The sequence below is a fragment of the Algoriphagus sp. PAP.12 genome (assembly GCF_026652115.1).
Classification (GTDB): Bacteria; Bacteroidota; Bacteroidia; order Cytophagales; family Cyclobacteriaceae; genus Algoriphagus.
The window spans coordinates 89,954-115,437 of the sequence record NZ_JAPPSQ010000012.1 but is presented as its reverse complement, the minus strand read 5'-3'; the positions used below and the strand labels follow the sequence as shown (position 1 = coordinate 115,437).

23 protein-coding genes are annotated in these 25,484 nt (G+C 39.7%); 14 read left to right on the top strand and 9 right to left on the bottom strand.

The window, feature by feature from the left end:
* The first annotated feature begins 168 nt into the window (after positions 1 to 168).
* From O0V13_RS21670 to O0V13_RS14880, 3 genes are all read left to right on the top strand, one after another.
* Complete coding sequence (locus O0V13_RS21670) at positions 169 to 597, top strand: hypothetical protein (protein WP_326492734.1); 429 nt, start codon at positions 169 to 171, stop codon at positions 595 to 597.
* Positions 598 to 630: 33 nt separating this feature from the next.
* The gene (locus O0V13_RS21665; RefSeq protein ID WP_326492733.1) at positions 631 to 1,080 is read left to right on the top strand and encodes a hypothetical protein; all 450 of its coding nucleotides are present in this window, start codon (positions 631 to 633) and stop codon (positions 1,078 to 1,080) included.
* 130 nt (positions 1,081 to 1,210) lie between these two features.
* Positions 1,211 to 1,531, top strand: coding sequence for a four helix bundle protein (locus tag O0V13_RS14880; RefSeq protein ID WP_268035757.1), 321 nt, complete (start codon positions 1,211 to 1,213; stop codon positions 1,529 to 1,531).
* A 96-nt stretch (positions 1,532 to 1,627) separates the two neighbouring features.
* Here O0V13_RS14880 and O0V13_RS14875 read toward each other — a convergent pair whose 3' ends face one another.
* Complete coding sequence (locus O0V13_RS14875) at positions 1,628 to 2,935, bottom strand: pyridoxal phosphate-dependent aminotransferase (protein ID WP_268035756.1); 1,308 nt, start codon at positions 2,933 to 2,935, stop codon at positions 1,628 to 1,630.
* Between the two features lie 149 nt (positions 2,936 to 3,084).
* On the opposite strand from O0V13_RS14875, the gene O0V13_RS14870 reads away from it, so the two are divergent.
* The 3 genes from O0V13_RS14870 (at position 3,085) to O0V13_RS14860 (ending at position 9,420) form a co-directional block, all read left to right on the top strand.
* Positions 3,085 to 4,491 carry a sulfatase-like hydrolase/transferase gene (locus O0V13_RS14870; RefSeq protein ID WP_268035755.1) on the top strand — a complete coding sequence of 469 codons (1,407 nt, stop codon included), beginning with the start codon at positions 3,085 to 3,087 and terminating at the stop codon, positions 4,489 to 4,491.
* A gap of 246 nt (positions 4,492 to 4,737) precedes the next feature.
* Positions 4,738 to 7,920: a T9SS type A sorting domain-containing protein gene (locus O0V13_RS14865; protein WP_268035754.1), complete on the top strand. Its 3,183-nt coding sequence runs from the start codon at positions 4,738 to 4,740 to the stop codon at positions 7,918 to 7,920.
* Positions 7,921 to 8,205: 285 nt separating this feature from the next.
* A complete protein-coding gene (locus O0V13_RS14860; protein WP_268035753.1) occupies positions 8,206 to 9,420 on the top strand; it encodes a metallophosphoesterase in 1,215 nt (404 codons plus the stop codon).
* Positions 9,421 to 9,470: 50 nt separating this feature from the next.
* On the opposite strand, the gene O0V13_RS14855 is transcribed toward O0V13_RS14860, so the two are convergent.
* Entirely contained in the window at positions 9,471 to 10,541 is a 1,071-nt protein-coding gene (locus O0V13_RS14855) for a YncE family protein (RefSeq protein ID WP_268035752.1), read from the bottom strand.
* Between the two features lie 182 nt (positions 10,542 to 10,723).
* The gene (ettA, locus tag O0V13_RS14850) at positions 10,724 to 12,403 is read right to left on the bottom strand and encodes an energy-dependent translational throttle protein EttA (RefSeq protein ID WP_073573265.1); all 1,680 of its coding nucleotides are present in this window, start codon (positions 12,401 to 12,403) and stop codon (positions 10,724 to 10,726) included.
* 130 nt (positions 12,404 to 12,533) lie between these two features.
* Here ettA and O0V13_RS14845 point away from each other — a divergent pair, with 130 nt between their 5' ends.
* Both O0V13_RS14845 and O0V13_RS14840 read left to right on the top strand, forming a co-directional pair.
* A complete protein-coding gene (locus O0V13_RS14845; RefSeq protein WP_268035751.1) occupies positions 12,534 to 13,781 on the top strand; it encodes a DUF349 domain-containing protein in 1,248 nt (415 codons plus the stop codon).
* Between the two features lie 77 nt (positions 13,782 to 13,858).
* Positions 13,859 to 14,080, top strand: coding sequence for a DUF2795 domain-containing protein (locus O0V13_RS14840; RefSeq protein WP_008202749.1), 222 nt, complete (start codon positions 13,859 to 13,861; stop codon positions 14,078 to 14,080).
* A gap of 40 nt (positions 14,081 to 14,120) precedes the next feature.
* Here O0V13_RS14840 and O0V13_RS14835 read toward each other — a convergent pair whose 3' ends face one another.
* The 5 genes from O0V13_RS14835 to queA form a co-directional block, all read right to left on the bottom strand.
* Positions 14,121 to 14,843, bottom strand: a complete 723-nt coding sequence (locus tag O0V13_RS14835; RefSeq protein WP_268035750.1) for a LytR/AlgR family response regulator transcription factor — start codon at positions 14,841 to 14,843, stop codon at positions 14,121 to 14,123.
* Positions 14,840 to 15,880, bottom strand: a complete 1,041-nt coding sequence (locus tag O0V13_RS14830; RefSeq protein ID WP_268035749.1) for a sensor histidine kinase — start codon at positions 15,878 to 15,880, stop codon at positions 14,840 to 14,842. Before O0V13_RS14830 ends, O0V13_RS14835 begins: the two co-directional genes overlap by 4 nt.
* Before the next feature lie 27 nt (positions 15,881 to 15,907).
* A complete protein-coding gene (locus O0V13_RS14825; protein WP_268035748.1) occupies positions 15,908 to 16,744 on the bottom strand; it encodes a LiaF transmembrane domain-containing protein in 837 nt (278 codons plus the stop codon).
* A gap of 134 nt (positions 16,745 to 16,878) precedes the next feature.
* Positions 16,879 to 17,556 carry a 2-C-methyl-D-erythritol 4-phosphate cytidylyltransferase gene (locus O0V13_RS14820; protein ID WP_268035747.1) on the bottom strand — a complete coding sequence of 226 codons (678 nt, stop codon included), beginning with the start codon at positions 17,554 to 17,556 and terminating at the stop codon, positions 16,879 to 16,881.
* A 108-nt stretch (positions 17,557 to 17,664) separates the two neighbouring features.
* Positions 17,665 to 18,714 carry a tRNA preQ1(34) S-adenosylmethionine ribosyltransferase-isomerase QueA gene (gene queA, locus O0V13_RS14815; RefSeq protein WP_268035746.1) on the bottom strand — a complete coding sequence of 350 codons (1,050 nt, stop codon included), beginning with the start codon at positions 18,712 to 18,714 and terminating at the stop codon, positions 17,665 to 17,667.
* A gap of 127 nt (positions 18,715 to 18,841) precedes the next feature.
* Here queA and O0V13_RS14810 point away from each other — a divergent pair, with 127 nt between their 5' ends.
* Positions 18,842 to 20,089 carry an ABC transporter permease gene (locus O0V13_RS14810; RefSeq protein ID WP_268035745.1) on the top strand — a complete coding sequence of 416 codons (1,248 nt, stop codon included), beginning with the start codon at positions 18,842 to 18,844 and terminating at the stop codon, positions 20,087 to 20,089.
* A gap of 68 nt (positions 20,090 to 20,157) precedes the next feature.
* Here O0V13_RS14810 and recA read toward each other — a convergent pair whose 3' ends face one another.
* Positions 20,158 to 21,186: a recombinase RecA gene (gene recA / locus O0V13_RS14805; protein WP_268035744.1), complete on the bottom strand. Its 1,029-nt coding sequence runs from the start codon at positions 21,184 to 21,186 to the stop codon at positions 20,158 to 20,160.
* 176 nt (positions 21,187 to 21,362) lie between these two features.
* On the opposite strand from recA, the gene O0V13_RS14800 reads away from it, so the two are divergent.
* The 5 genes from O0V13_RS14800 to rplM all read left to right on the top strand — a co-directional run bounded on the left by O0V13_RS14800 (position 21,363) and on the right by rplM (position 25,473).
* Positions 21,363 to 22,151, top strand: coding sequence for a DUF3108 domain-containing protein (locus O0V13_RS14800; RefSeq protein ID WP_268035743.1), 789 nt, complete (start codon positions 21,363 to 21,365; stop codon positions 22,149 to 22,151).
* Between the two features lie 149 nt (positions 22,152 to 22,300).
* Complete coding sequence (locus O0V13_RS14795) at positions 22,301 to 22,993, top strand: response regulator transcription factor (RefSeq protein ID WP_073573256.1); 693 nt, start codon at positions 22,301 to 22,303, stop codon at positions 22,991 to 22,993.
* 2 nt (positions 22,994 to 22,995) lie between these two features.
* Positions 22,996 to 24,081: a sensor histidine kinase gene (locus O0V13_RS14790; RefSeq protein ID WP_268035742.1), complete on the top strand. Its 1,086-nt coding sequence runs from the start codon at positions 22,996 to 22,998 to the stop codon at positions 24,079 to 24,081.
* 70 nt (positions 24,082 to 24,151) lie between these two features.
* On the top strand, positions 24,152 to 24,862 hold the full coding sequence (locus O0V13_RS14785; RefSeq protein WP_268035741.1) for an RluA family pseudouridine synthase: 711 nt from the start codon (positions 24,152 to 24,154) through the stop codon (positions 24,860 to 24,862).
* Between the two features lie 167 nt (positions 24,863 to 25,029).
* Positions 25,030 to 25,473, top strand: a complete 444-nt coding sequence (gene rplM / locus O0V13_RS14780) for a 50S ribosomal protein L13 (protein ID WP_268035740.1) — start codon at positions 25,030 to 25,032, stop codon at positions 25,471 to 25,473.
* The last annotated feature ends 11 nt before the right edge of the window (positions 25,474 to 25,484 follow it).

Genomic DNA, 25,484 nt, shown 5'->3' with positions numbered 1-25,484 from the left:
TTGGAGTGCAAAGTTATTGTAAATAATTAATACTGCAAAAGGAATCATGAACATTCCTTAGCAAGTCGAGAATTTTTAAGATGAAAAAACACACCAAAACCCTCATTATTTGGCAAATATAGCTGTTTTTAATGCTTTTTTCTTGTTTTAATTCTGTAAATTTTAAGAATGAAGTTTTTTACCATACTCACTTTTTATTCATTGTTTTTAAGTTGGATTCCTTTTTTCTGGGGTTTTTATGCCCATTCCCTGATCAATAGAATGGCTGTCTATTCTTTACCTCCCGAATTAATTAGTTTTTACAAACCTCATATTCAGTTTATTACAGAAAAAGCAGTCAACCCTGACCGGAGGAGGTATGCGATCGAAGGCGAAGCCGAAAAGCATTACATAGATCTGGATCATTATGATGATTCTGTGCGAAATGCCTTACCAATCTATTGGAATGAAGCTGTAGAATTAATTGGAGAAGACAGTTTAAGATTGAATGGTATTGGCCCTTGGTCGGCCTATTTTACTTTTCAGAATTTGACAAAAGCAATGGAAGAGAAAAATGAGGCCGCTATCCTTCGACTTTCGGCGGATTTAGGTCATTAACTGAGAGACCTCAATGTTCCGCTTCATACAACCATGAATTATAATGGTCAATTGACAGGTCAGGAAGGAATTCACGGATTTTGGGAAAGTAGAATTCCTGAAATACAAGCCACTGATTACAGTTTGTGGGTTGGAAAAGCGGAATATGTCAAGAACCCCCAACTCGCTTTTTGGGAAGCTGTTTTTGAAGCACATGCGCTAGTCGACTCGGTATTATTTATCAAAAAGAAATTGACGCAGGAATTTCCAGAGGATCAGAAATACAGCTTCGAGGAAAGGAATAGATTGACGGTCCGGGTTTACTCTCAAGAGTTTTCAGACACTTATTCCAGCAGGCTAAATGGAATGGTGGAAAAACAAATAAAGAAAAGCATCAAAATGATAGCCGACTTTTGGTATACCGCCTGGATAAACGCAGGACAACCCGAGCTTAGCAAGTTAGAAGGAACTGATCCTGAGGAGGAAGACTTCTCCATGAACTAGGAGATCAAGACGAGGAAGCACGATAATCAGTGATCAGTGGCCAAATACCAAAATTAAAAGAACCCATTAGCAGGATATAAATATGGATTACAAGGAATTATTAGCGTTTAAAAAGTGATTCAATCTAGCGATGGAAATATTTCAAGTTTCTAAAAGTTTTCCAAAAGAAGAGAAATTCTCACTCACAGATCAAATCAGGAGGTCAAGTCGCTCTGTTTGTGCCTGTATTGCCGAATCATATAGAAAACGAGCCTATACTGCTCATTTCAAGTCGAAACTTAGTGATGCAGACATGGAAAACAGTGAGACAAGCGTTTGGCTCGATTTCGCATTAGCCTGCGAATATATCTCTAATGAGCAATACCAAACACTTATCAAACAATCTGGGGAGGTAGGGAAATTGATAAATTATATGATACTTAATCCTAAAAAATTTGGATCAAAAAACTGACTCTATCTCCAAAACCCCATGATTTCTATCTCATTTACCTTATCTGATCACTGAGACTGATCACTCAATTTTATTTAAACTTTTACAGCCTATCCTTTATCCTTTTCCAAGATATCTTCTAATCGCTTTGCCTAATCGAGTAAACGTATCCTTAAACACTTCTTCTTTTTCTTCAAGTAAGGTCACACGGAATCCTCTCAAGTCGGAACAGAAAGAGGAAATTGGAACCACACAAATTCTCTCTCCTGCCAATAGATAATAAACAAAACGCTTATCCAAAGGCATATTGGGCTCAGACACCCATCCTTCAACCAAAGTTTGCAATCTAGGATCCTCTACCTCCAATTTTTGATCTGGATTTAAAACCCCCTCATCAAAAACTATGGTGTTATAAAATGCGCCTTGAGTTGGATTGAATTTGATTCCAGGAATGTCACCCAGTATCTCTGCCATCCATTCACTTCTCTTTCCGATGTCGTTATTGGCCTTCTCTCTGTATTGATGGTAAGCCGGATGACTCATAATAATCGGAATAGCCAACTGAGGCAAAATAGTAGAACAAACCTCAATCATTTTGGCATTTTCCAAGGTTTGACAAAGCTTAGAAAACTCCTTGGACGATTCCCGATTATAAAACTCCATCCAACCACATCTCGCTCCTGGCCAAGGGAACTCTTTGGAAATTCCTTTCAATGAAATTGCGGGTCTATCTCCCAAAACCTCGGCTAGAGGAACAGCTTTAATTCCATTGTAGGTGATATTCTGGTAGATTTCATCCACTACCAAAAGGAGATTGAACTCCTCAGCGATTTTCACAAAGCCTTCCAAAACCTCTCGTGGATACACCATCCCCGTCGGATTATCCGGATTGATGATCAAAATCCCCACGATTGATGGATTGTATTTGACTTTCATGTATAAGTCATCCATATCAGGAAGCCACTGATTATCCGGATCAAGCTTGTATGTAATCGGAGCAGTATTCGCATGCGCTGCTTCTGCAGAACTATGTGTTGAATAGGCTGGTGATGGACCGATAATTCTGGCCGTTGGCACCAAGAATTGATACAGCTTGGCGATCGCGTCTCCTAAGCCATTGAAAAACAAAATATCTTCAGCGGATATTTGAGAACCACCCAATTTATTATTCAAATCAGCAAGAAACCTCCTTGTCTCCAACACACCCTTGGAGTCTGCATATCCATAAGTTTTATCTTCTTTCAGCAGATCAGAAATGATTTCTTTCATCCAATCCGGAACATGGTTATTCTTCTGAATAGGGTCGCCAATATTTTCCCAAGTCATGGAATAGCCCAATGACTCGATTTGACGAGCTTTTTTTACGATGCCACGAATTTCGTAGGACAATTCCTCTGCACCGGGTCTAAGAAGCAGCTGTCGCATAGGTTACTAGGTTTGAAAAATTAAGGTACAAAGAAAGGAAAAAGAGAAGTAAAAAAATGGGGAATCGAGCTTTTCTCAAAAGAACTTTTTCAAAATGAATAGTATCTTCAAAGACTCAATTTAATCCCTTCCCTATTTCGCCTCAAAACATGTTTCGTTCGAGTTTTACATTTTCTATAATTCTTCTCCTCCTTTCCTCTCTAAAATCTGCCGGTCAAAATATCTCAAACTCATCACAATACAACCTTGTACTGATAGTTGCCGATGATCTGGGATATGGAGATTTAGGTTTTACAGGAAGTACTCAGATCAAAACTCCGAATATTGATCAATTAGCTGCAACAGGAGTTATTTTCACCCAAGGCTATGTGTCATCAGCTGTTTGCAGTCCATCCCGAGCTGGCTTGATCACCGGGGTGAATCAGGTGGAGTTTGGGCATGATAATAATCTTGCAGTAAATCAACCAGGCTTTGATCCAGAGTATTTGGGAATGCCTCTTTCACAAAAAACTTTGGCTGATCTGCTGAAGCCATACGGCTATGTCAATGGATTGATCGGCAAATGGCATTTGGGAAAGGAACCACAGTTTCATCCATTGAAAAGAGGCTTTGATGAGTTTTGGGGATATACAGGCGGCGGCCATGACTATTTTGAAGCATTACCTGACGGCAAAGGTTACAAAGAACCTATAGAATCCAATTTCAAAATCCCGGCCCCGCTTACTTACATTACTGATGATGTTGGGAATGAATGTGTCGATTTTATCATTAGACATAAAAGTGAACCCTTCTTCCTTTTTGCTTCTTTCAATGCCCCACATACTCCCATGCAAGCACTTGACGAAGACCTGGCTTTGTTTCAAGATATTCCGGATGAGAAAAGAAGAACCTATGCAGCTATGGTTCACAGGCTAGACCTCAATGTCGGAAAAATCATGAAATCGCTTGAAGTAAATGGAATCAAGGAAAATACCTTGGTAGTATTCATTAGCGACAATGGTGGACCAGCAGACAGCAACGCATCAATTAACGCACCTTATCGAGGTCAAAAAGGAATTTTATTAGAAGGAGGAATTCACGTTCCATTTATCTTAAATCTTCCTGCCAAATACCCAGAAGGTCTAATCTCCAATCAAACTGTTAGTTCTTTGGATGTTGCCCCCACATTTTTGGCATTGGCCAGTCAGGGAAAATCTGAGCTAGAGGGATTTTCAGGAGTGGATTTAAGTCCTTCATTAACTGGATCTAATTCAAATGATCTTGAAAGAGAAATCAAATGGAAATTCACCATAAGCCGAGCAATCAGACTAGGAGACTGGAAATTAGTCAGTGTCCCAGACAGATTACCCATGCTTTATAATTTAAAAAAAGATCCCTCTGAGCTCAATAACTTGGCATTTGAAAATTTAGATATCACTCAAAGCTTATTAAAGAAATTAGGTGACTGGGAAGTGAGCTTACCTCACCCAGTTTTCCTGGAAGGAGCCCAATGGCGAAAACGGCAACTGAGCTTGTATGATGAAACTTATCAACTGACTCAACCTGAAAAAGAGTGAAAAACTCTCATACTCAATGCTATAATTGGGAATTAATATTCAAACCTCGAAATTTTCAAACTATACTCTTATTATCACATCAAACAATAAAAATTAATATTCTAGGGGATTTTTAGCTAAAAAAAACACTGTTTATATAAACATTATTATATTTCAAATACAAAAAAACGGCTTATATTTATTAGGATGATAAATTAGCCCGGCATGAAAACAAACTCAACCCTAGAATTAGCCATTCTAAAGCTAATGAGTACCCTAGTTTTTTTGGCCTTACCTCTACTTTCATTTTCCCAAACTAGAGGAGCTACCTCCAACGTGAATACAGAGCTACTATTTCAGGAGGAGTATAAAAACATTACGTTAGATCCCAACCCCAAAGTAGGCTCCGCAACTCGGGTTGAATTTAAACACACCTTCGCAAATGGAACTAGCCCAAGTATCGGTGCTACAATAGCCAAAGACATACTTGCTCAACAGGGCATCTATATTCCCAATTGGCTAACCCAGCTTACCTCTGGCTTTAGCTTCTTTTGTTCATCCCTAGAACCTACATTCACGGCAAATGCATCTTTGGATGCGGGGGGGTATTATCAGGTCCATTCAATTGGAACATCTGATATAGACCTAAATTATCCAGTAAAGGTATATGTGGAATATCCGCAAGCTAATAGCTTCGCTTGTGGAGAGCCAGTCAGAATCAATACATCTTATGAAATTTTAGATCCTACCAAAACAAATAAATTAAAAGTGAGCCCTCCTTTCGTCAACCAAGAGTTGGGACCACTTGTTGACGACCTTTCATTAAATGCTGCAATAGGAATAGATGCAGATGTCGGATTTGGGGTCACAGTTTATTATCCATGTGTTCCTGATGGAATCTGTTCCTATGAAATCTGTTCTGATAAACTAGAATTTGAGGAATATGCTAGATTCAATTTAAGTCAATCTCTACCCTCACTACCTCCATTAATAAACATCTGTGAAAAAGCTTTTGGCCCCAATGCTACCCAAGCAGATATTCTAGCTTGTAGATGGTCTTCATTAAGTCCACTATTCAATTTAGGCCAAGCAGTTCTTAATGCCTACAATCAACAAAACGGCACCAACTATGCCTTTGCCAGTTTTCCAGATCAAAACACTGTTCAAATCACCCCTCCAGACCTACCTCCGAATGGCCCCACTCTCCCTGAGATAGAGGCTACTTTTAAAAATACTTCTAGTACAGAGCTTAATTCCCAAACTTTGAATGGAGGAAGAAAACTTAAAGTATCTGGGACCAAATATTCTGTTTCAAATATGAATTACGACCTGATTTCCCTATTGGATTATGCAGGATATACGACCTCTTTTAGTCTTGGAAACAACCTAGGTAGCATTGATGCTGGCGATATTTCCCCTACATTAAATATCGATCAGGATATGGATTTTGAGTTTGACCCTAAAATCAACTTATCAATCCAACTTGGACAAGAGATGAACTATACAGTATTCAATACTGATGGGTCTGTTTCTTATTCATCTTTCGGCTCCCAGGTAGATTTAATTGCCGGGCAATATATTGAAGCTCAATTTCCTCAGGCATTAAGCACTCCAGTTCCGGTAAGTGGTCAATCTTTTATTAATGGCAATTTTAAAAGTAAATCAAGTCAAAGCGTCTTTGAAAGCACCAAAATAAGTTTTGGAGAACTCAAAGTTGGATCTCTGATTGATGAAACTTTGATCAAAGAGGAAACCAATCGAGTGAAAATTGCGGAAAACACGCTAATCAACCATACTTTCAATCTCGAAGGAACTAGCTTTTTGGACCTTACCGGCTTTCTTTTAGATCCTGAAAACCCAATCATTGAGGTTTCAGACATCATCACCAAAGACATTGTCAATATTGGAGCTGGTCGAAGACAGGTGGTATATGAAATAAGTCTTCAAAATGGCGGAGATGTTCTTCTCAGCGATATTCAATCAACATTTGATTTGTCTCAAAGCTTTCAGGATGCCTCCAATTTCATTGTCAATTGCATCAGTAGTGAGGAATTGATTGTCAATTCCAATTTTGACGGGAAAGGTGATAAAAACCTTTTGGCTGACGGAAACCAGATCGGGGTTGGGGAGTCTGTATCTATTGAAGTTTTAGTCATAGTCACTCCTGAAATTGCCTCTATTTCTAACACAGGATGTTTTGAGCCTGTCGAATATGATGTAGTTGCAAAGGCCTCAGCATATAGTCCTATCGGAACTTATGTCGAAAATAATTTCAACCAATGCACCCAAGAAATAACCGGACTAGACCTAGTTAACACAGTGGACCTGGGTGCTGAGGTAATAAACTCCTTAAGCGACTTTAGTATTTATGGTTTTGACCATGTATACTTTAGCAAATATTTCCAAGAGTCCCAAGGATCTGTGGGTTCCTCAGGCGATATGATCTTTGAAAATGTTTCATTCCAAGGAGGAACTCCTGTCACTATTGTTGGAGATCTTTATGTTGGAAATGAATTGATTCTTCGTGGCGAATCAAGCGTAGTTTTCGATTATTTGCAACTTGCAAAAGAAGTTGACTCTCAGAAAAAATCTAATCTTCTACCCCTTGGTGCCATCAGCAAAGAATCTGAATGCGTGGTTAGTTTTGAAAGGCCTGAATTAAATTTTCCTAAGGTCAACTCGAAAGAAAAATTCCAACTTAAGAAAGGAGACATACTTGACCTTGCCCCAGGAACCTATCTTTCAATAGATATGCTAGAAAACACGACACTTAATCTGGTCAGTGGGTCTTATTTAATTGATTCATGGAAAATTTCAGGAAAAAATACCATCGTGAATTTTGATGTAAGCACAGGGCCAATCCTAATTCGTGTCAACAAATGGCTCCCTCACTCTGACCAACAATATCTGGCTGGAACGGATGGAGCTCAGAATAGCGTAACTGTTCAATATTCAGGGAATGAACCGATTCATTTCAAAAACAGCTTCTTCCAAGGAAATATCCTCGCTCCTTTTGCATCTGTTGAATTTGGAGAAAACTCTATCTTGGAAGGCTCATTATATGCCGATAAAGTTCAGTTTACGGATGGCTCTATATTTACAGGACAAAAATACCTAGTGCCATTAAATGCAAGTCCTGAATGTCAGCCAAATGATGAAGCTGCCAGAAAATTGAATCAAGAAAATTCTAATCCGGAATCTGAACTCGACAAGAAACCGGAACAAATTAGAATATATCCAAACCCGACATCAAATCTAGTTACCATAGATGGCATAGAGCCTGAGTTACTACCAGCCCAGATTTACATTTATGACAGTAATTTAAGGCTGGTGAAATCGATTACAACAACAGGTTCAGATGTTCAAATTGCATTACAAGAATTAAGTAATGGGCTTTACTTTATTCGAATTGGCAACTTTGGAAGATTACATCGAGTTGTGAAAAATTAAGCTGACCCTATAAATTTTAAATAAGCAAAATGGGCTTACCAGATAGTTGGTAGGTCCATTTTGTTTTTTTGATATTGGAAATCACAAAAAGGATAATCCATACTGGAAGAAAGAAAACTAAAATTATTCTGGCAAAATCTTAAATCAAGCAACCAAGGTACATCTTTTAGTCCCATTTTAGTCAACCTACTATTATTCTTCCCGTTATGGTAATTTATCGCCTTCAAAATTCAATTTTGCAAGAGGACCCAAACTCCTTTTCCATCATCCCAACAAACCATTATTGTGATTCGTACTCTCCTATTTATTGTATTCCTAGCCTTAATTGACTGGTATTCTTACCAGGCATTTAAAACACTTTTCCCAGAGCAAACCCTTGTAAAAATTGCCTTTTGGGCATTTTCAATATTAGTCTACCTCTATGTTGCATACGGCTTTATGACCTTCGACCGAGGTCAAGTCAGCATTCATTTTGGAAGGATGGTTTCATTGATGGTTTTATCACTTGTTCCCAAACTGATTGTACTAGTATTTATGTTTGGGGAAGATATAACTCGGTTTTTCACAGGAGCCTATCAATCCGTAAGTGGAAGCCGAGAAGGTGACTTCCTTCCTGACCGTAGAAAGTTCGTCAGTCAAACAGCCTTGATTCTTTCAGCTATTCCCTTTGTTGGAATTCTTCATGGAGTCCTCATTGGAAAATATCGCTACCGAGTGGTTAAACACACCTTGGAATTCGATGATTTGCCTGAAGAGTTTGATGGATTCACTATTACCCAGATTTCAGACATCCACTCCGGAAGTTTTGATGATAAAAAGAAATTGGAATACGGCGTCGACCTGATCAACCAGCAGGAATCCGATGTAATTCTTTTTACAGGAGACTTGGTAAACAACCATGCCGGGGAAATGGAGCCTTGGGTGGACACATTCAAAAAGCTAAAGGCTCCGATGGGTAAGTATTCCATTCTGGGCAACCACGATTACGGTGACTATATGTCTTGGCCGAATCTAGAAGCTAAAAAAGCCAATCTAAATCGCCTGGCAGATATTCAAAAAGAATTGGGTTTTCAACTCCTACGTAATGAAAACGTCAAACTCCAAAAAGGTGGAGCGAGCATTGATTTGATAGGTGTAGAAAACTGGGGAAAAGGCTTTGCTCAATATGGAGACTTGGGGAAAGCAACAGAAAACTTAACTGAAAAAGGCTTTAAAATCTTGATGAGTCATGATCCATCGCACTTTGATGAGGAGGTGAAAAAATTCGCTCAATTCATTCATTTGACGCTAAGTGGACATACGCATGGAATGCAGTTTGGAATCGAAATCCCCGGATTTATCAAATGGAGTCCTGCCTCATTCCGATACCCAAAATGGGCTGGACTATATGAGGAACTAGGTCGATACCTTCATGTCAACCGAGGTTTTGGATTCTTGGCTTTTCCAGGTCGCGTAGGGATTTGGCCGGAGATTACGGTGCTGGAGTTGAAGAGGAAATAATTCAAAGGGGAGAATCTAATTGTTTTTTTCTATCATCAATCAAAAAAACATCACTTTGCCGAATACCAATCCATTCCATCAGGGTTTAGCAGGCCCTGAATTTCTTTGATTACAGTTAAAGTGTTTGTGTCAATCACCACCAATTTATTTCCTGCACTGACTGCGTAATATGCTCTTGGACGAACTGGATCCATAAAAATCCCCTCTCCACCAGCTCCAACATCAATTCTCTTGATTTCCTTTCTTGTAGATGCATCATACACCCGAAGTTCGTTCCCATTCAACTCGTTAAGGAAAACATACTTTCCATCTCTAGAAAATCGAATCCTGTTATTTAAGCTTCCTTCAAACTCAATGGTTTCAATCAATCTTTTTTCAGGCACATTTATCACTGAAATCTTTTTTTGATTCATATGAAGAACCCAAAATTCATTACCATCTGGAGACAGAGTCATTCCTTCCATTCTGGTATCACCCGGAAAAGAAGTAAATGACAAAGTTGTAGAACCGTTTGAAGAAGTTACTTTATCAATGATAGAAATCAATTGCCCATTAGAACTCGCAGTATAAATGTGTTTTTCATCAGGCGTAACAATCAATAAATGAGATCCCCCGGGCAGTCCTATCACCTCATCAAACTTTTTAGTTATGGGATCATATCGTGAAATCAGCCTACTTCTCTCATGGCCGATATAAAGATGCTTTCCGGCAAAGGTAATCGCGTGGGGCCTTCCGAAAGGACTGATATCAATTGACTCCACTCTTTTCTGAGCCACTGCGTCTACCACTGTTATCCCTGGAAGATTGGAGCCCAAATACACATATCGCCCATCCGTCGCCAATTCATGCAAATTCCCTCCAACTGGAATTCGAGCGACTATCTCTAGAGATTCGGGGTCAATAATTACCAGTCGACCTGCATCTTTTTCTCCTACCAAAAGTGCCTCACTAGGGGTTGCTCCATAACTCTCCACTGGAGAATCTGGGTCTACAGCAGGTGATGGTGTCCTCCTTTCAAATCCTCCTTGATTCCTTACGTTAGCATTTTGAGCAAACCCTTCACTTAATTCGCCCAAAAAAACAAATACCAAGAGAAAAGTCCTTATAAAAATATATCGCATCTATTTTTGAAAGGCATTAATATACTCAATTTCAAAGCCTTCACAAGGACATGACTTACTTTCTTAAGTAAGTCAACTCAAAGGTTGATTCTGATTTTATTCAAAAACTATTCACAAAGCTAAAATCCTCCCATTCTTTCGGACCGGAGGGTTTTAGCCTTGTGATTTTAACTTTCAGAATTTTACTTCAAATTTTTATATCTGATTCTAGATGGGGCCTGATCACCCAGACGCTTCTTCTTGTTCTCTTCGTAATCGGAGAAGTTCCCTTCAAACCAATACACTTGAGAATCTCCCTCAAAAGCAAGGATATGTGTACAGATTCTATCCAAGAACCAACGGTCGTGGGAGATAATCACTGCACAGCCACCGAAGTTTTCCAAGGCCTCTTCCAGCGCTCGAAGTGTATTCACATCCAAGTCGTTGGTAGGTTCATCCAAAAGCAAAAGGTTACCGCCTTCTTTTAGGGTCAAAGCCAAGTGAACCCGATTTCTTTCACCGCCGGAAAGAACTCCTACTTTTTTCTCCTGATCAGATCCAGCAAAGTTGAACTTGGAAACATAGGCTCTGGAATTCACTTCCTTATTACCCAATTTCATCAGCTCATTGCCCTCAGAAATAGTCTGGTAAACCGTCTTATTTGCATCCAACGTATCATGCTCTTGATCCACATAGGCCAGCTTTACTGTCTCGCCCACTTCGAAATTCCCAGAATCAGGTTTTTCCTGACCAGTGATCAATTTGAAGAGGGTCGTTTTACCGGCGCCATTTGGACCAATGATCCCCACAATACCACCTTGAGGAAGTGCAAAACTTAGGTTTTCGAACAATAATTTATCTCCATAAGCTTTGGAAACATTGTTGGCTTCGATCACCTTAGCACCCAATCTCGGTCCCGGTGGGATAAATAATTCCAACTTCGCTTCTTTCTCTTTGGACTCTTCTCCGATTAATTTATCATAGGCGTTCAAACGAGCCTTTCCTTTGGACTGGCGGGCTTTTGGAGACATTCTGATCCACTCCAATTCTCGCTCCAAGGTCTTTTGACGCTTAGATTCTGTTTTCTCTTCCTGCTTCAATCGCTGCTGCTTTTGATCCAACCAAGAAGAATAATTTCCTTTCCAAGGAATACCTTCTCCACGATCCAATTCCAAAATCCAGCCTGCTACATTATCCAAGAAGTATCTATCGTGAGTTACTGCAATGACAGTTCCTTTATAATGTTGTAGGTGCTGCTCCAACCAATGTACAGATTCCGCATCCAAGTGGTTGGTAGGTTCATCCAGAAGCAAGACATCAGGTTCCTGAAGCAATAAGCGACAAAGTGCCACTCTCCTTTTTTCACCCCCTGAAAGATTGCCTACGATGGCATCACTTGGCGGGAGTCTCAAAGCATCCATGGCTTTGTCCAGCATCACGTCTAGCTCCCAAGCATTTGCGGCATCCAGTTTTTCCTGAACTTCTCCCTGACGCTCGATCAGCTTGTTCATGGCATCCATATCATCCATCAATGCAGGATCCATAAACTTTTCGTTGATTTCTTCGAATTCTTTCAGCAAATTAACCGTGTCAGCAACTGCTTCTTCGACGACCTCTTTGACAGTTTTATTTGGATCCAATTGAGGCTCTTGCTCTAGCATTCCGACGGTATATCCCGGAGAGAAGACTACTTCACCAAGGTAATCTTTGTCCATGCCGGCGATGATTCTCAGCAAGGAAGACTTACCGGAACCGTTAAGACCTAGGACACCGATTTTGGCTCCATAAAAAAATGAGAGGTAGATATCTTTAAGAACTTTTTTCTGTGGCGGGTAGACTTTGGAGACACCAGCCATGGAAAAGATGATTTTTTCTGCGCTCATGCGTTGAATTTTTCTTGAAAATTTGCGTTAAAGAGCAAAGATGCAAAAAAAGCCCTTTCTTAGGATAAGTGCTTTTGAATTAATTAATTTGCGGAAAATTGAAAACGACCACCTAACCTACTGTAGAACAATGGAGCATCCGTATGGATACATTAAAGACGATAAAGTTTATTTGAAGGGATTTCTTGGAACAGCAGATAGGGAGATCGGTGAAGTAAAAGAGGACGAAGCCTCTACCCTAGCTTATTTTGAAGGTCGCTTTGAGCAACTGAAAGAAAAAGTAGAAAAGCTCAAGACCGATATCCAGGAGAACCAAAACAAAGGCTCTTTTCTAATGAAATTGATTCACCTTCGCGATTCTCTCTATGAATCAGACGCTTTGGGTGACTTTATCCCTTTGATCGACGAACTGAATCAACAAGAAGAATTCCTCAATGAGATCATTCAGGCAAACCGGACCAAAAATTTGGAGGTTAAGCAGGCCTTGATCCTAGAGGCTGAATCCAAAAAAGATGACACGGACTGGAGAGAAACCACTGAATTTTACAAAGAGCTAAAATTGAGATGGATCAAAACTGGACCAGTCGAAAAGGAAATTCAGGAAGAAATCGAAGCACAATTCAATGATTCTGTGCAGCATTTTTTCGAAAATAGAAGACATTTCTATGAAGGATTGGCTCTTCAGGCTGAAGAAAACATCAAAGTTTATGAAGCGTTGGTGGTTCAGGCTAGAGAAGCACATGACCTTCCTGATGCCAAAATGGCCTTTGAAATCAGTAAAAAAATTCAAAAAGAGTGGAAATCTGCCGGGAAAGTTCCTGCCGAAAAGAGACAACCACTTTGGGATGAATTCTCTCGACTGAACAATAGGATCTTCTCCAGATATAAGAGAACCCTAAATCCCGGCCCTCAAATGCATCCGCGCGAGGTCATGAAGAAAGTAGAGACTCTGACTGACGAAATCAAAAGATTAGCAAGTCAGCCGACTACTCCTATATTAATCAACCGAGCCAAGGAAATTCAGCAAGAGTGGAGAAAATTACCCCCTCGCAAACCGAAAGATGCCAACTTATTGGCCAGATCTTTCCAATTCTTCTCTGACATCGTTTTTGAGAAAGCTTTCTTGGAAAAATTAGTTCATGGGAAATATGCTGATTTTGACGAAAAACCAGAGGCAGAACAGATTCAGATCAAAACAGCTTTGTTGAAGGATTTGCTTCACAGAGATCAAACTGAATATGAGACCGCTCAAGGAAATTCTGATAATTTTCAGACAAGAAGTAGCGACTTTGAAATCATGATGAAGAAAAAACTATTCGGTCTGAAAAGAAAAGTTGACGTAAAAAATTATATTTTGAAGCAACTTTCTTTTAAATAAATCAGTACACGATTACATATTTAAAAAAAAAGATAATTTTGCAACCTTAAAATCCGGAACACCTTAAAATAAACACTATGTACTGGACACTTGAACTAGCATCCTACCTTGAGGACGCTCCCTGGCCAGCAACCAAGGATGAGCTTATTGATTACGGAATCCGATCTGGAGCGCCACTAGAAGTAGTGGAAAATCTTCAGGAATTGGAGGATGACGGAGAGCCCTATGAAACGATTGAAGAGATCTGGCCGGATTATCCGACGAAAGACGACTTCTTCTTCAACGAGGACGAATATTAAATACAAAGCACTGCCCCGATCTCAATCGGGGCTTTCTTTTTTATAAACCCAGCACTTGTCTGAGTCTTGCATACCCGGTCTTACTTACCGGAAGCTTTTCTCCATTTTTCAAAAAGACCAAATAACTATCTCTTTCATAAGACTCAATCCTCGTGATTTGATTCAAATTCAACATATAAGAGCGATGAATTCTTGCAAACTGATCTGGTGATAAAGATTCCTCCAAAGACTTCATGGTCATCTTTTTGAGAAACTGACCAGAATCTGTGTGAATGGCGATATAATCATCTTGGGCTTCAAAATACATCACCTCAGAGACTGGGATGATTTTAATTTCATTCTTTACGCGGACTACTAGCCGATTACTCTTCTCAGCCAAATCCTGAATCCCAGAAGCATCGATCTCTTTCTCTTGAGTGCTTAAAAACCTCTCAATGGCCTGTCTAAACCTATCCTGTGAAAAGGGCTTTAATAAATAATCCACAGCCTGCGCATCGAAAGCTTTCAGCGCATATTGATCAAATGCAGTGGTAAATATGACCGCCGGAGGCTCATCCAATAATTCCAGCAATTCGAATCCAGTGATTTTGGGCATTTGCACATCCAAAAACAATAAATCCGGCTGATGCTTTTGAATGGATTTCATCGCCTGAAAACCATCTTCGCATTGATCTACAATTTCAAACTGTGGAAACTCAGCTAGAAACTCCCTTACAATTCCAGCAGCCAAAGGCTCATCGTCTATAATTATGGTCCTGATCATTTCAATTGTGGAATCTTAAGTTGAACCGTGAAAACACCATTTTCCCCTCCTTTTTTCAACAAATCACTTCTTCCAAAAAGTAAATACAATCGTCTTTCAACTGAACTCAACCCAAATCCTTTTCCTATCGGAGAAGGAACCTCTGGATCATAGGGATTGGTCCCTTTTAGCACCAAGTAGTTATTTTCTTTGACAGCAGTCAGGATGATTTCAACATCGCCAGTCATACCATACAAACCATGTTTGATGGCATTTTCAAGTAAAGGCTGAATTAAAAGTTGGGGCAATTTCATTTTTAACGCTTCATCAGACACTGCAAACTCAACTTGAAGTCTATGACCAAACCTAACTTTCTCAATATCCAGGTACATCTTCAAGTAATCCAGTTCTTCCTCCAACCTGATCCATTCCTGATGATTTTTCCGGATAGTTCCTCGAAGAAAATCAGAAAGCTGTAAAACCATCTCTCTTGCTTTTTGAGGCTGTGAAACAACTAATGCATTGACGGAATTCAAGCTATTAAAAAGAAAGTGAGGTTGCAATTGCTGACGAATTTGAGTCAATTCCGCTTCCTTGGACAGTTCCAAAATATGCAATTCCCGTTTTTGACTTTCCTCCTGTTGCTCCAATTTGGAAACTACTATCGCAAGCAATGTCACCATAATCTCCACGATAGCCAAAATCATCCACCTCAAGTAAAAATGATTTTTTAAAATGGCTTTAAAGCCTACTTCTTCAGAGAAGAGCCATTGTAGCGTGTATCTATGAAATAGAGCTCCAACTAAACTCAATACAACTGGCAAAATCAAAAGAAGCCAAGTATTAGCTCCTTTGGGAATATACGAACTGAAAATCCGATCAAGAATAAACACGCCCCCAATGAAAATCAAAGAATAGATAGCACCATCACTCAAGGCCACCATCCAATCAATCCCATAAAAATGAAGAATGACAGACGTAGCAAGGAGCCAGATAATTCCGGCTCCTTGAATGATGAAATTCGCTTTGGTTGGGGTAGAAAAGGCCTTAGAAAACAAAACGTTTGCTTTTAGCTAGGAAGGTCGTTAAAATGATTTGATTTCCAAACCTCCGAACAGGATTGTTCCTTTCAAAACTAAAACCTTATCCGGATCGACTTCCGCCTGACGATAAATTCGCTTATCCTCAATTCCTGCCGCGATATTGGTCACTTCAGTTCTGACATCCCAATGAGGTGGCACCACCAATTTCATTCCTCCAAAGATCACATCGACCTGAACAGTCACCACACCATTCAAATCTGCCTGACTCAAATCCAAATCAACACCTCCCATGAAAGCAGTTAACTTTCCACCCTGAAAATTCTTTGATAGGATTCTTTTGCTTACCCCACTTAGGATCGCATCAATATTTACACTGTCAGAGTAAGAGATTCCAGAAACTCCACTCATTCCAGCAGAGCTTTTCGAGTAATTCGTTTCGGACTCGACTTTAGCATCCTCCACGTTTTCAGAGGAAAATTTAGATTCTGTACTAGATTGGAATGTTTTCTTCCTCATTTGCTCCTGTACATTGTCAATCACGCGTTTTTCCTTTTGCTTTTGGGTCACTAGATAAATACCCAATAAAATCAAGCCTACAGGGAAAACATAGCGTTCTATTCCAAAGTCAAACCCAAATTCTCGTTCGGCCAGGAAATAAAGTCCAAAACCCAACATCATAGCCCCAAAGAAAGATTGGAACTGATGTTTGATCAAAACGACGATACCTACCCCTACCAAAATCATTGGCCAGGACAATACCCAATCTGGGAAATAAAAACCCAGCTTTCTCAATAAAATAAGAACGCCAACACCGATAATAATAAACCCGAAGACGATACCACCGTCGTTACTGGATCTTGGATTAGAATACTTTCCCATTGCTTTGTCGATTAATGATACCCAAATGTATCATTGAGGCACTATTACGAGAATCACATTTCGACTAGGTAATCAAAAAGTCGGTAAAACCACCGAAAAAGTCGGTGAAAATTCATCAAAAAATTTGACCGACTTTACTTTTTCAAGCTTAAGAGATACTCAGCGTAATCCATGTCCTCTGGAGTGGTAATTTTGATATTCTCTGGATTTCCAGGAATCAAACTGACTTGCCAACCCTGATGCTCATAGACAGTTGCATCATCTGTGAATTGAGGAATTTCAGTTACCTGAAAAGCCTTTCTGATTTTCTCTAATTGAAAAGTCTGAGGGGTTTGAACCAATCGGAAATATTGTCTCTCTTGATAAAAAGACTTTCCATCATCAGTCAGTTTTCGAATAGAGTCTTTTAAAGAAACCACTGCAATTCCACTCCCCGATCTTTCTGCTTCCTCAAAACTTGACTCAATCACTGATGACTTTACAAAAGGCCTTACTCCATCGTGAATAGCAACTAACCCCACTTGAAAAGGAATTGCATTCAATCCATTTTTTACTGATTGAAATCTGGAATTTCCGCCTGAAACAACTTGATGAGGAATTTTAAATTCAAAAGTCTCAACCAATTCATTCCAATAGTCGAAATCGAGTTCTGGAATCACCAAAATCAACTCAATCTGAGGATCTACTTTGAAAAACACCTCCAAAGTATGCATCAAGATAGGCTTCCCGCCAATTGGTAAATATTGTTTGGAAATCGGCCCACCCATTCGAGTTCCCTTTCCTCCGGCCACTAAAACTGCAGCTTTTCTCATGGATTGAATTTTTGACAAAAGTATCCCTTAAGTACTACTGTCCGATTACGTATGAATTATCAAAAAGTGAAAATACAAAAAAAGCTCCCTTTCGGGAGCTTCTAAATATTAAAGGATCAACATCGCATCCCCGTAGGAGAAGAATCGATATTTCTCTTTGATTGCCTCTTTATATGCTTTCATGATCAGATCATAACCTCCAAAAGCTGCTGCTGTCATCAACAAAGTTGACTCAGGCAAGTGGAAGTTGGTGATCAAGGCATTTGCAATTTTGAATTCGTAAGGAGGAATGATGAATTTATCTGTCCATCCGCTGGAAGCTTTTAATCTTCCATTTGCAGTCACAGAGGATTCAATGGTTTTCAAAGAAGTAGTACCGACCGCTACCACTCTCTTTTTATTATCCAAGGCTTCATTCACCAAATCAACAGTTCCTTCAGGAATATCATAATTCTCAGAATCCATTTTATGCTTGGTCAAATCTTCAACGTCAACCTGACGGAAGGTACCCAAACCTACGTGCAAAGTAATTGGAGTCACTTCGACACCTTGAAGTTCTAGTCTTTTCAACAAATGAGGAGTGAAGTGTAAACCAGCAGTAGGAGCAGCAACAGCACCTACATTCTTTGCAAAAACTGTTTGATATCTATCTCTGTCTTCTGGCTCGATCTTACGCTCGATGATTTCTTTCAAAAGAGGAGTTTCTCCCAAACTGTCTATAGTCTTATGGAACTCTTCTTCAGTTCCATCAAACAAGAAACGGATAGTTCTTCCTCTAGAAGTGGTATTATCAATAACTTCAGCTACCAAATCAGAATCACCGAAATACAATTTATTCCCAACTCTGATTTTTCTCGCTGGATCTACTAATACATCCCAAAGTCTCAATTCAGGGTTCAATTCACGAAGAAGGAATACTTCGATTTCTGCACCTGTTTTTTCCTTGTTCCCGTAAAGTCTCGCTGGGAAAACCTTGGTATCATTTGTTACAAAAACATCACCTTCGCCGAAGTAATCAATGATGTCTTTGAATGATCTATGTTCGATCTCACCGGTTTTCCTGTGAACCACCATTAGGCGGGATTCATCACGATTTTCAGTCGGATATAATGCAACAAGTTTCTTTGGTACGTCAAATTTGAAATCAGATAATTTCATAGAGAAGCTTTAGATGTCTGAGCTTGATTTGTTTGATTTAGAATTACTCTAAAAAATGCAAAGATAATAACATAATGTCCAAAAACCTCTATCTTGATGAATTGTTTTAACCAACTATTATAAAAGCATGTTGTTTTTGCAACTTACTTGGGAAAGTTTTCGATTCGCAGCGAATGCTCTGAGCTCCAATCTCACTCGGACGATATTGTCCCTTCTGGGTGTAACAGTGGGGATTTTTGCCATTATTGCTGTTTTTACACTCGTGGATTCCCTCGAAAATAACATTAAATCCTCTTTTTCTTTCTTAGGAACAAATGTGATGCGGGTTGACCGTTTTCCATTTGCATCAGGACCTCAGGATTATCCTTGGTGGAAATATTTCAGAAGGCCACCTGGAACAATGGCGGAATATAAATTCATGCAGGAAAGATTAAAATCTGCGGAAGCTGTTACCATTTCGGCCTCTGCAACCGCAACCGCTCAGGCTGGGAGTAACGCATTTCAAGGAATGCAATTAACCGGAGTGGCTTACACCTATCAAGATGTGTACGAAGTTGCTCTTGAAGAGGGAAGATATTTCTCCGAAATGGAGATCAACGCTTCCAGAAACTTGGCAATCATTGGTAAAACAATTGCAAATACCTTATATCCAAATCAGCCCATCATTGGAAAAGAAATCAAAATCAAAGGGATGAAATATGTCGTGATCGGCGTGTTTGAAGAGGAAGGTGAAGGACTATTTGATTTACCATCCAAAGATGAGGCCTGCCTGATTCCTTATGGATCTTTCACCAAGATGTTTTATACTGGAAGAAATGGAATCGAGCCTACTATCGCTGCCAAAGGAAAAGAAGATGATATAGGCCTTGTCGCATTGGAAAATGAGATGATGGGAATCATGCGTGCAAAACGAGGCTTGAAGCCTACTGAAGAAGACAATTTCTCTTTAAACAAAACTGAATTTATCCAAAATGCTATCGGGTCCATCTTTGATGTGATCTCAGCTGCCGGTTGGGTAATCGGTGGATTCTCCATTCTGGTTGGGGGATTTGGTATCGCCAACATCATGTTTGTTTCTGTGAGAGAAAGAACCAACATCATTGGAATCCAGAAATCTCTTGGTGCTAGAAACTATTTTATCTTATTCCAATTCTTGTTCGAAGCGGTATTCTTGAGTTTAATTGGAGGAGGAACTGGAATCCTACTCGTTTACTTCCTGAGCTTTATGCAGCTCGGAAGTTTAGAGCTGGTTCTTTCTTTTAAAAACATCATGCTGGGGCTAGGCGTATCTTCCATAATCGGAGTGGTATCCGGGATCATACCAGCAACTTTAGCGGCAAGACTTGATCCAGTTGAAGCCATAAGAACGGCTTAATAACGTCTTCAAAAAATAAAAAAGGGCTACTCAATGAGTAGCCTTTCCACTTTAGAACTTTATCAATTTTAATCTTTAATTTCTGCAGAAGGATCTGCTGCCATTAAACCAGAAGCGGCTTTGATTTTCACTTCAAGTTCCTCCATCAATTCAGGATTATCCAAAATCAAATTTTTAACAGAATCTCGTCCTTGACCTAGCTTCTCACCATTGTAAGAGAACCAAGATCCCGCCTTCTTAATGATGTCAAACTCAACTCCCAAGTCAATAATCTCACCGACTTTGGAAATACCCTGACCATACATAATATCAAACTCAACCACTTTGAATGGAGGTGCTACTTTGTTTTTCACCACCTTCACTCTAGTTCTGTTTCCTAAAATGCTATCCGCACTCTCTTTAATTTGACCGATTCTACGGATATCCAAACGAACGGAAGCATAAAACTTCAAAGCATTACCACCGGTAGTAGTTTCTGGGTTCCCAAACATAACACCGATTTTCTCACGAAGCTGGTTGATGAAAATACAAGCACAACCTGTTTTATTGATTGCTCCAGTCAATTTTCTCAAAGCCTGAGACATCAATCTTGCTTGAAGTCCCATTTTGCTTTCACCCATTTCACCCTCCAATTCACCTTTCGGTACCAAAGCCGCTACGGAGTCAATGACGATAATATCAATCGCACCAGAGCGGATTAAATGCTCAGCAATTTCTAATGCTTGTTCACCATTGTCTGGCTGGGAGATCAATAGGTTTTCAGTATCGATTCCCAATTTTTCTGCATACACCTTATCGAATGCGTGTTCAGCATCGATAAAAGCAGCCAAGCCACCAGCCTTCTGAGCCTCGGCGATACAGTGCATGGTCAATGTCGTTTTACCGGATGATTCAGGTCCGTAAATCTCAATCACTCTTCCTCTAGGTATCCCCCCTACTCCCAATGCCATATCCAAGCCCAAGGAACCTGTAGAAATTGCCGGTATATCCTGAACTTTATTATCGCTCAGCTTCATGACCGTTCCTTTTCCGTAGGTTTTTTCCAGCTTATCAATTGTTAATTGGAGAGCCTTCAGTTTTTCTGCGTTATTACTCATATTTATAAATTTATTAGAATCAGATATTGAAGTTAAAGATTGCAAAGCCCTTTACCAAAGACTTTAGATTTATTGATTTCGAGAGGCAAATTCGTATTTTTAACCACTATTCGGCACGCTTTTTCGTACATATCAGTAAAATACCCAGATTTTGTCAGGTATTGTCAAAAAAACTTATGAATAGCCCAAAATTACTCACCCTAATTCTATTTTTATTCCTCTCAGGAACTGTTTTTGGACAGGTGCCTCAGGGCGAACCATTTACTTTTGGGGAAGAGTTGAATTTTGAGGTGAGTTATGGCTGGTTCAACCTTGCAGATGCCAAAATGCAAGTTGCCAAAAGACCTCATAAAGAAAATGACAAATCGCATTATCAGATCGATGTATTCGGTAAAACCAAGGGCGCAGCTACGATTTTCGGAAAAGTGAATGACAATTGGGGGACCATTTTAGACATGGATACCAAGTACCCTATTCAATCCTATCGCCATATCGAAGAAGGGAATTATAGAAAACATGAGAAGGTCCATTTTGACCAAAAGAATTATGTGGCTTTGATGCAGGTTTTTGACAAAGAAAATAGAAATCTGAAAGAAGAAAAGGAGTTTGAACTACCTGGACAAGTACAAGATATTGTTAGTGGATTTTATTACTTGAGAACCCTTGACTTGAAGGATATGAAGAAAGGAGATCAAATAATCATCCGCGGATTCTTCGATAAAGAAATATATAACATAAAGTTAATCTACGAGGGCTCTGAAAAGCTGGATACAGAAATCGGCGAGAAAGACACTTACATTTTTTCACCCCAAATTCCAAAAAACAAACTCTTCAGGGGTGATTACCCAGTGAAAGTCTGGGTCACAAAGGATCAAAACAAAATCCCGGTTAAAATTAAGGCCAACTTATTCTTGGGCTCTTTGAATTTAGATCTGAAGTCAGCAAAGGGACTTAGATACAATTAAGAAACATAGGATAATAATTTCTTAACACTAGCAGCCAAAAAGTTTACTTTTCCATACAATCTACATTAAATCGCCCCTATAGCTTCCATTATATTTGGCTGCTATCTTCAAATATTCCTTAATTTTACTCAACTATTAAGACAAACTCCATGGGCGACAAACAGAAAATCAAGGTCTTGGTCGTAGATGACGAGCCGGACATTGTTGAGATTCTCAAGTACAACCTCCAGAAAGAAGGATATGAAGTAGCGACAGCTGAGGATGGGATCAAAGCAGTAAAAACTGCTACTAAATTCCAGCCAGATGTCATTCTTTTAGACATCATGATGCCAAATCAAGATGGCGTCGAGACCTGTCTTCAAATTCGTCAAATCCCTGAATTGAAAAACACCTTCATCATATTCTTGACCGCAAGGATGGAAGAATATTCTGAAGTGGCTGCATTTGATGTGGGGGCTGACGACTATATCACCAAACCTATTAAGCCAAGAGCTTTGATGAGTAGAATTGCTGCCTTGTTTAGACGTGAGTCTAAAAAAGAACAAGAGCAATCTCAAATCAAGATTCGTGATTTGGTTATCGACCGAGGAAGCTACACAATTGAGCAATCCGGAAAAACGATCACCTTGCCTAAGAAGGAATTTGAATTATTGTATTTCCTAGCCAAAAACCCTAATATGGTATTCAGTAGAGATGAGCTTCTTCAGAATATCTGGGGATCTGATGTATTTGTATTGGCCAGAACGGTCGATGTGCACATCAGAAAAGTGCGGGAAAAAATCGGAGATGACTACATCACTACTGTAAAAGGTGTAGGATATAAATTCGATTTAGGCTCCTAAAAATGCTTGCAACCTCAAGAGGTATTTCATTAGTATTGGCACTTGCCATATCAGCTTTGGTGGCTGCATTCCTTTCTTTGATGGATGACGCCACCACTTTGCTTATATTGGTTGCAGGTGCTTTATCTTTTTCCGCCTCCTATTTATTAATAAACATTACACTAGAGTTTCTGGTGTTTCGTGAAATCGGCAACATCTACTCATTATTAGAAAAGATCCAGAAAAAGGACCTTTCCGAAATCGCTAACAAAAGTTCCAAGTCTTCCATCTCTCCTTTGAGAAAGATAAATTCTGTCATCAACTCATACGCATTAGCTAGACAGAAAGAAATCGACACACTTCAGAAAAACGCAGAATTCAGAAGGGAATTTATCGCAGACATTTCCCATGAGTTGAAAACTCCAATTTTCGCGACTCAGGGCTATATCCATACACTTCTAGACGGAGCAATGGATGACAAGCAGGTGAGAATGAAATTCCTGAAGCGTGCCGCAAAAAGCCTAGATTCATTGGACATCCTGGTTCAGGACCTTTTGACCTTAAACCAAATGGAGAGCGGGGTGATCAAATTTCACTTTTCGGATTTCGATCTAAAGGAAATAATCGAAGAAGTGATCGATGAATTGGAGCATAAAGCTTCCAAAAGAAAGGTCAAGATCAATTTCAAATTCGATTCTGAGAAGTCCTATATCACTCATGCAGATAGGCAGAAGATTTACCGAGTTTGCCAAAACCTAATCTTCAATGCTGTCAAGTACAACCATGATGAGGGAGAAGTTAAGATCAATCTAAAGGCTCAGAAAAACCATATTCAGGTAGAAATCAAAGACGATGGCCAGGGAATTCCTCCGGAGGATTTGAAAAGGATTTTTGAAAGATTCTACCGCGTTGAAAAAAGTCGAAACAAAAAAGAAGGTGGAACCGGTCTGGGTTTAGCAATTGTAAAACACATTCTGGAAGGCCATAAAAGCAAGATCTCCGTTAGCTCTACAGTTGGCAAAGGGTCTATTTTCAGCTTTTCATTGCCATTGTCAAAGACCGCAAATCAGGAAGAAAATCCTAAAACTGAACCTGCAAACTCGAAATAATTCAAGGACATTTTTTTACTCCTTAAATTTCACCTAATTTTGCACCCTCTTTGAAGAGGCAGGAGAATCCATGAAGAAAGTAGATTTTCAGAAACTTATACTGTTTGAAAACGAGGATTACCTGGTGATCAACAAGCCGCCCTACCTATCGAGCTTAGACGATCGGCATGAGGCGCAGAACATTTTGGACCTTGCTAAGGATCACACAGCAGATGCCCAGCTGTGTCATCGCTTGGACAAGGAGACATCCGGATGTCTGGTGATCGCCAAGAATCCAGAGGCCTACCGGCACTTGGCCATCCAGTTTGAAAACCGGAAAGTCAGCAAAATCTATCATGCTGTAGTCGAAGGAATTAAGGAATACGATCAATTGATGGTAGACCGCAATCTCGTCGCATCAGCTAAAGGAGTCGCCAAAGTCAGCAAAGATGGCAAGCCTGCTCAGACAATCTTCAATACCTTGAAGACTTACAGAGCACATTCTTTGATCGAATGTAAGCCAATTACAGGCAGATTGCATCAGATCAGAGTTCACTTAGCCTATTTGCAGTCTCCTATATGTGGAGATGAACTTTATGGTGGACGTTCTTTATACCTTTCTTCACTCAAGCGCCGCTTCAACCTTAAGAAGGACACGGAGGAGTTACCGATTATGCAACGCGTTTCATTGCATGCATTTACGATTGGATTTGAGGGACTGGACGGAAAACAAATTACTGTCAACGCTCCTTATCCAAAAGACTTTCAGGTCTTGGTACATCAGTTAGAAAAAACTAACTGATAATCAGACCCGAAAAGCAGCAGGAAATTCGGTGTTTTGAGGCTAAACCTATGAAAATCAGGATTAGCCTTGGAAATATTTTGCATAGAAAATAAAATACTTCTATCTTTGTGTCCCTTTTTGGGGGTCGAATATATTTAACAAGCTAAAAATTAAACAGTTACACAGTGGATACTTTAAGCTATAAGACCGTATCGGCTAACAACTCAACTGTAGATAAGCAATGGGTGATTGTGGATGCCCAGGCAGAAGTGTTGGGTAGAATAGCCAGTGAGGTAGCGAAAATCTTAAGGGGGAAAAATAAGCCTAGCTTTACTCCTCACGTAGATTGTGGTGACAACGTCATCGTAATCAACGCAGACAAAGTCAGATTGACTGGTGACAAGTGGGACTCAAAAGTATATGTACGTCACACTGGTTATCCTGGTGGTCAGCGAATCACTACTCCTAAATTGTTGAAAGAGAAATCTTCTGCGATTTTGGTAGAGAAAGCTGTCAGAGGCATGCTGCCTAAAAACAGATTAGGAAGAAAATTGTACGGTAACCTGTACGTGTATGAAGGATCTGAGCATCCTCATGAAGCACAGCAGCCTAAAACCATCACTCTTTAATCGACTTAATT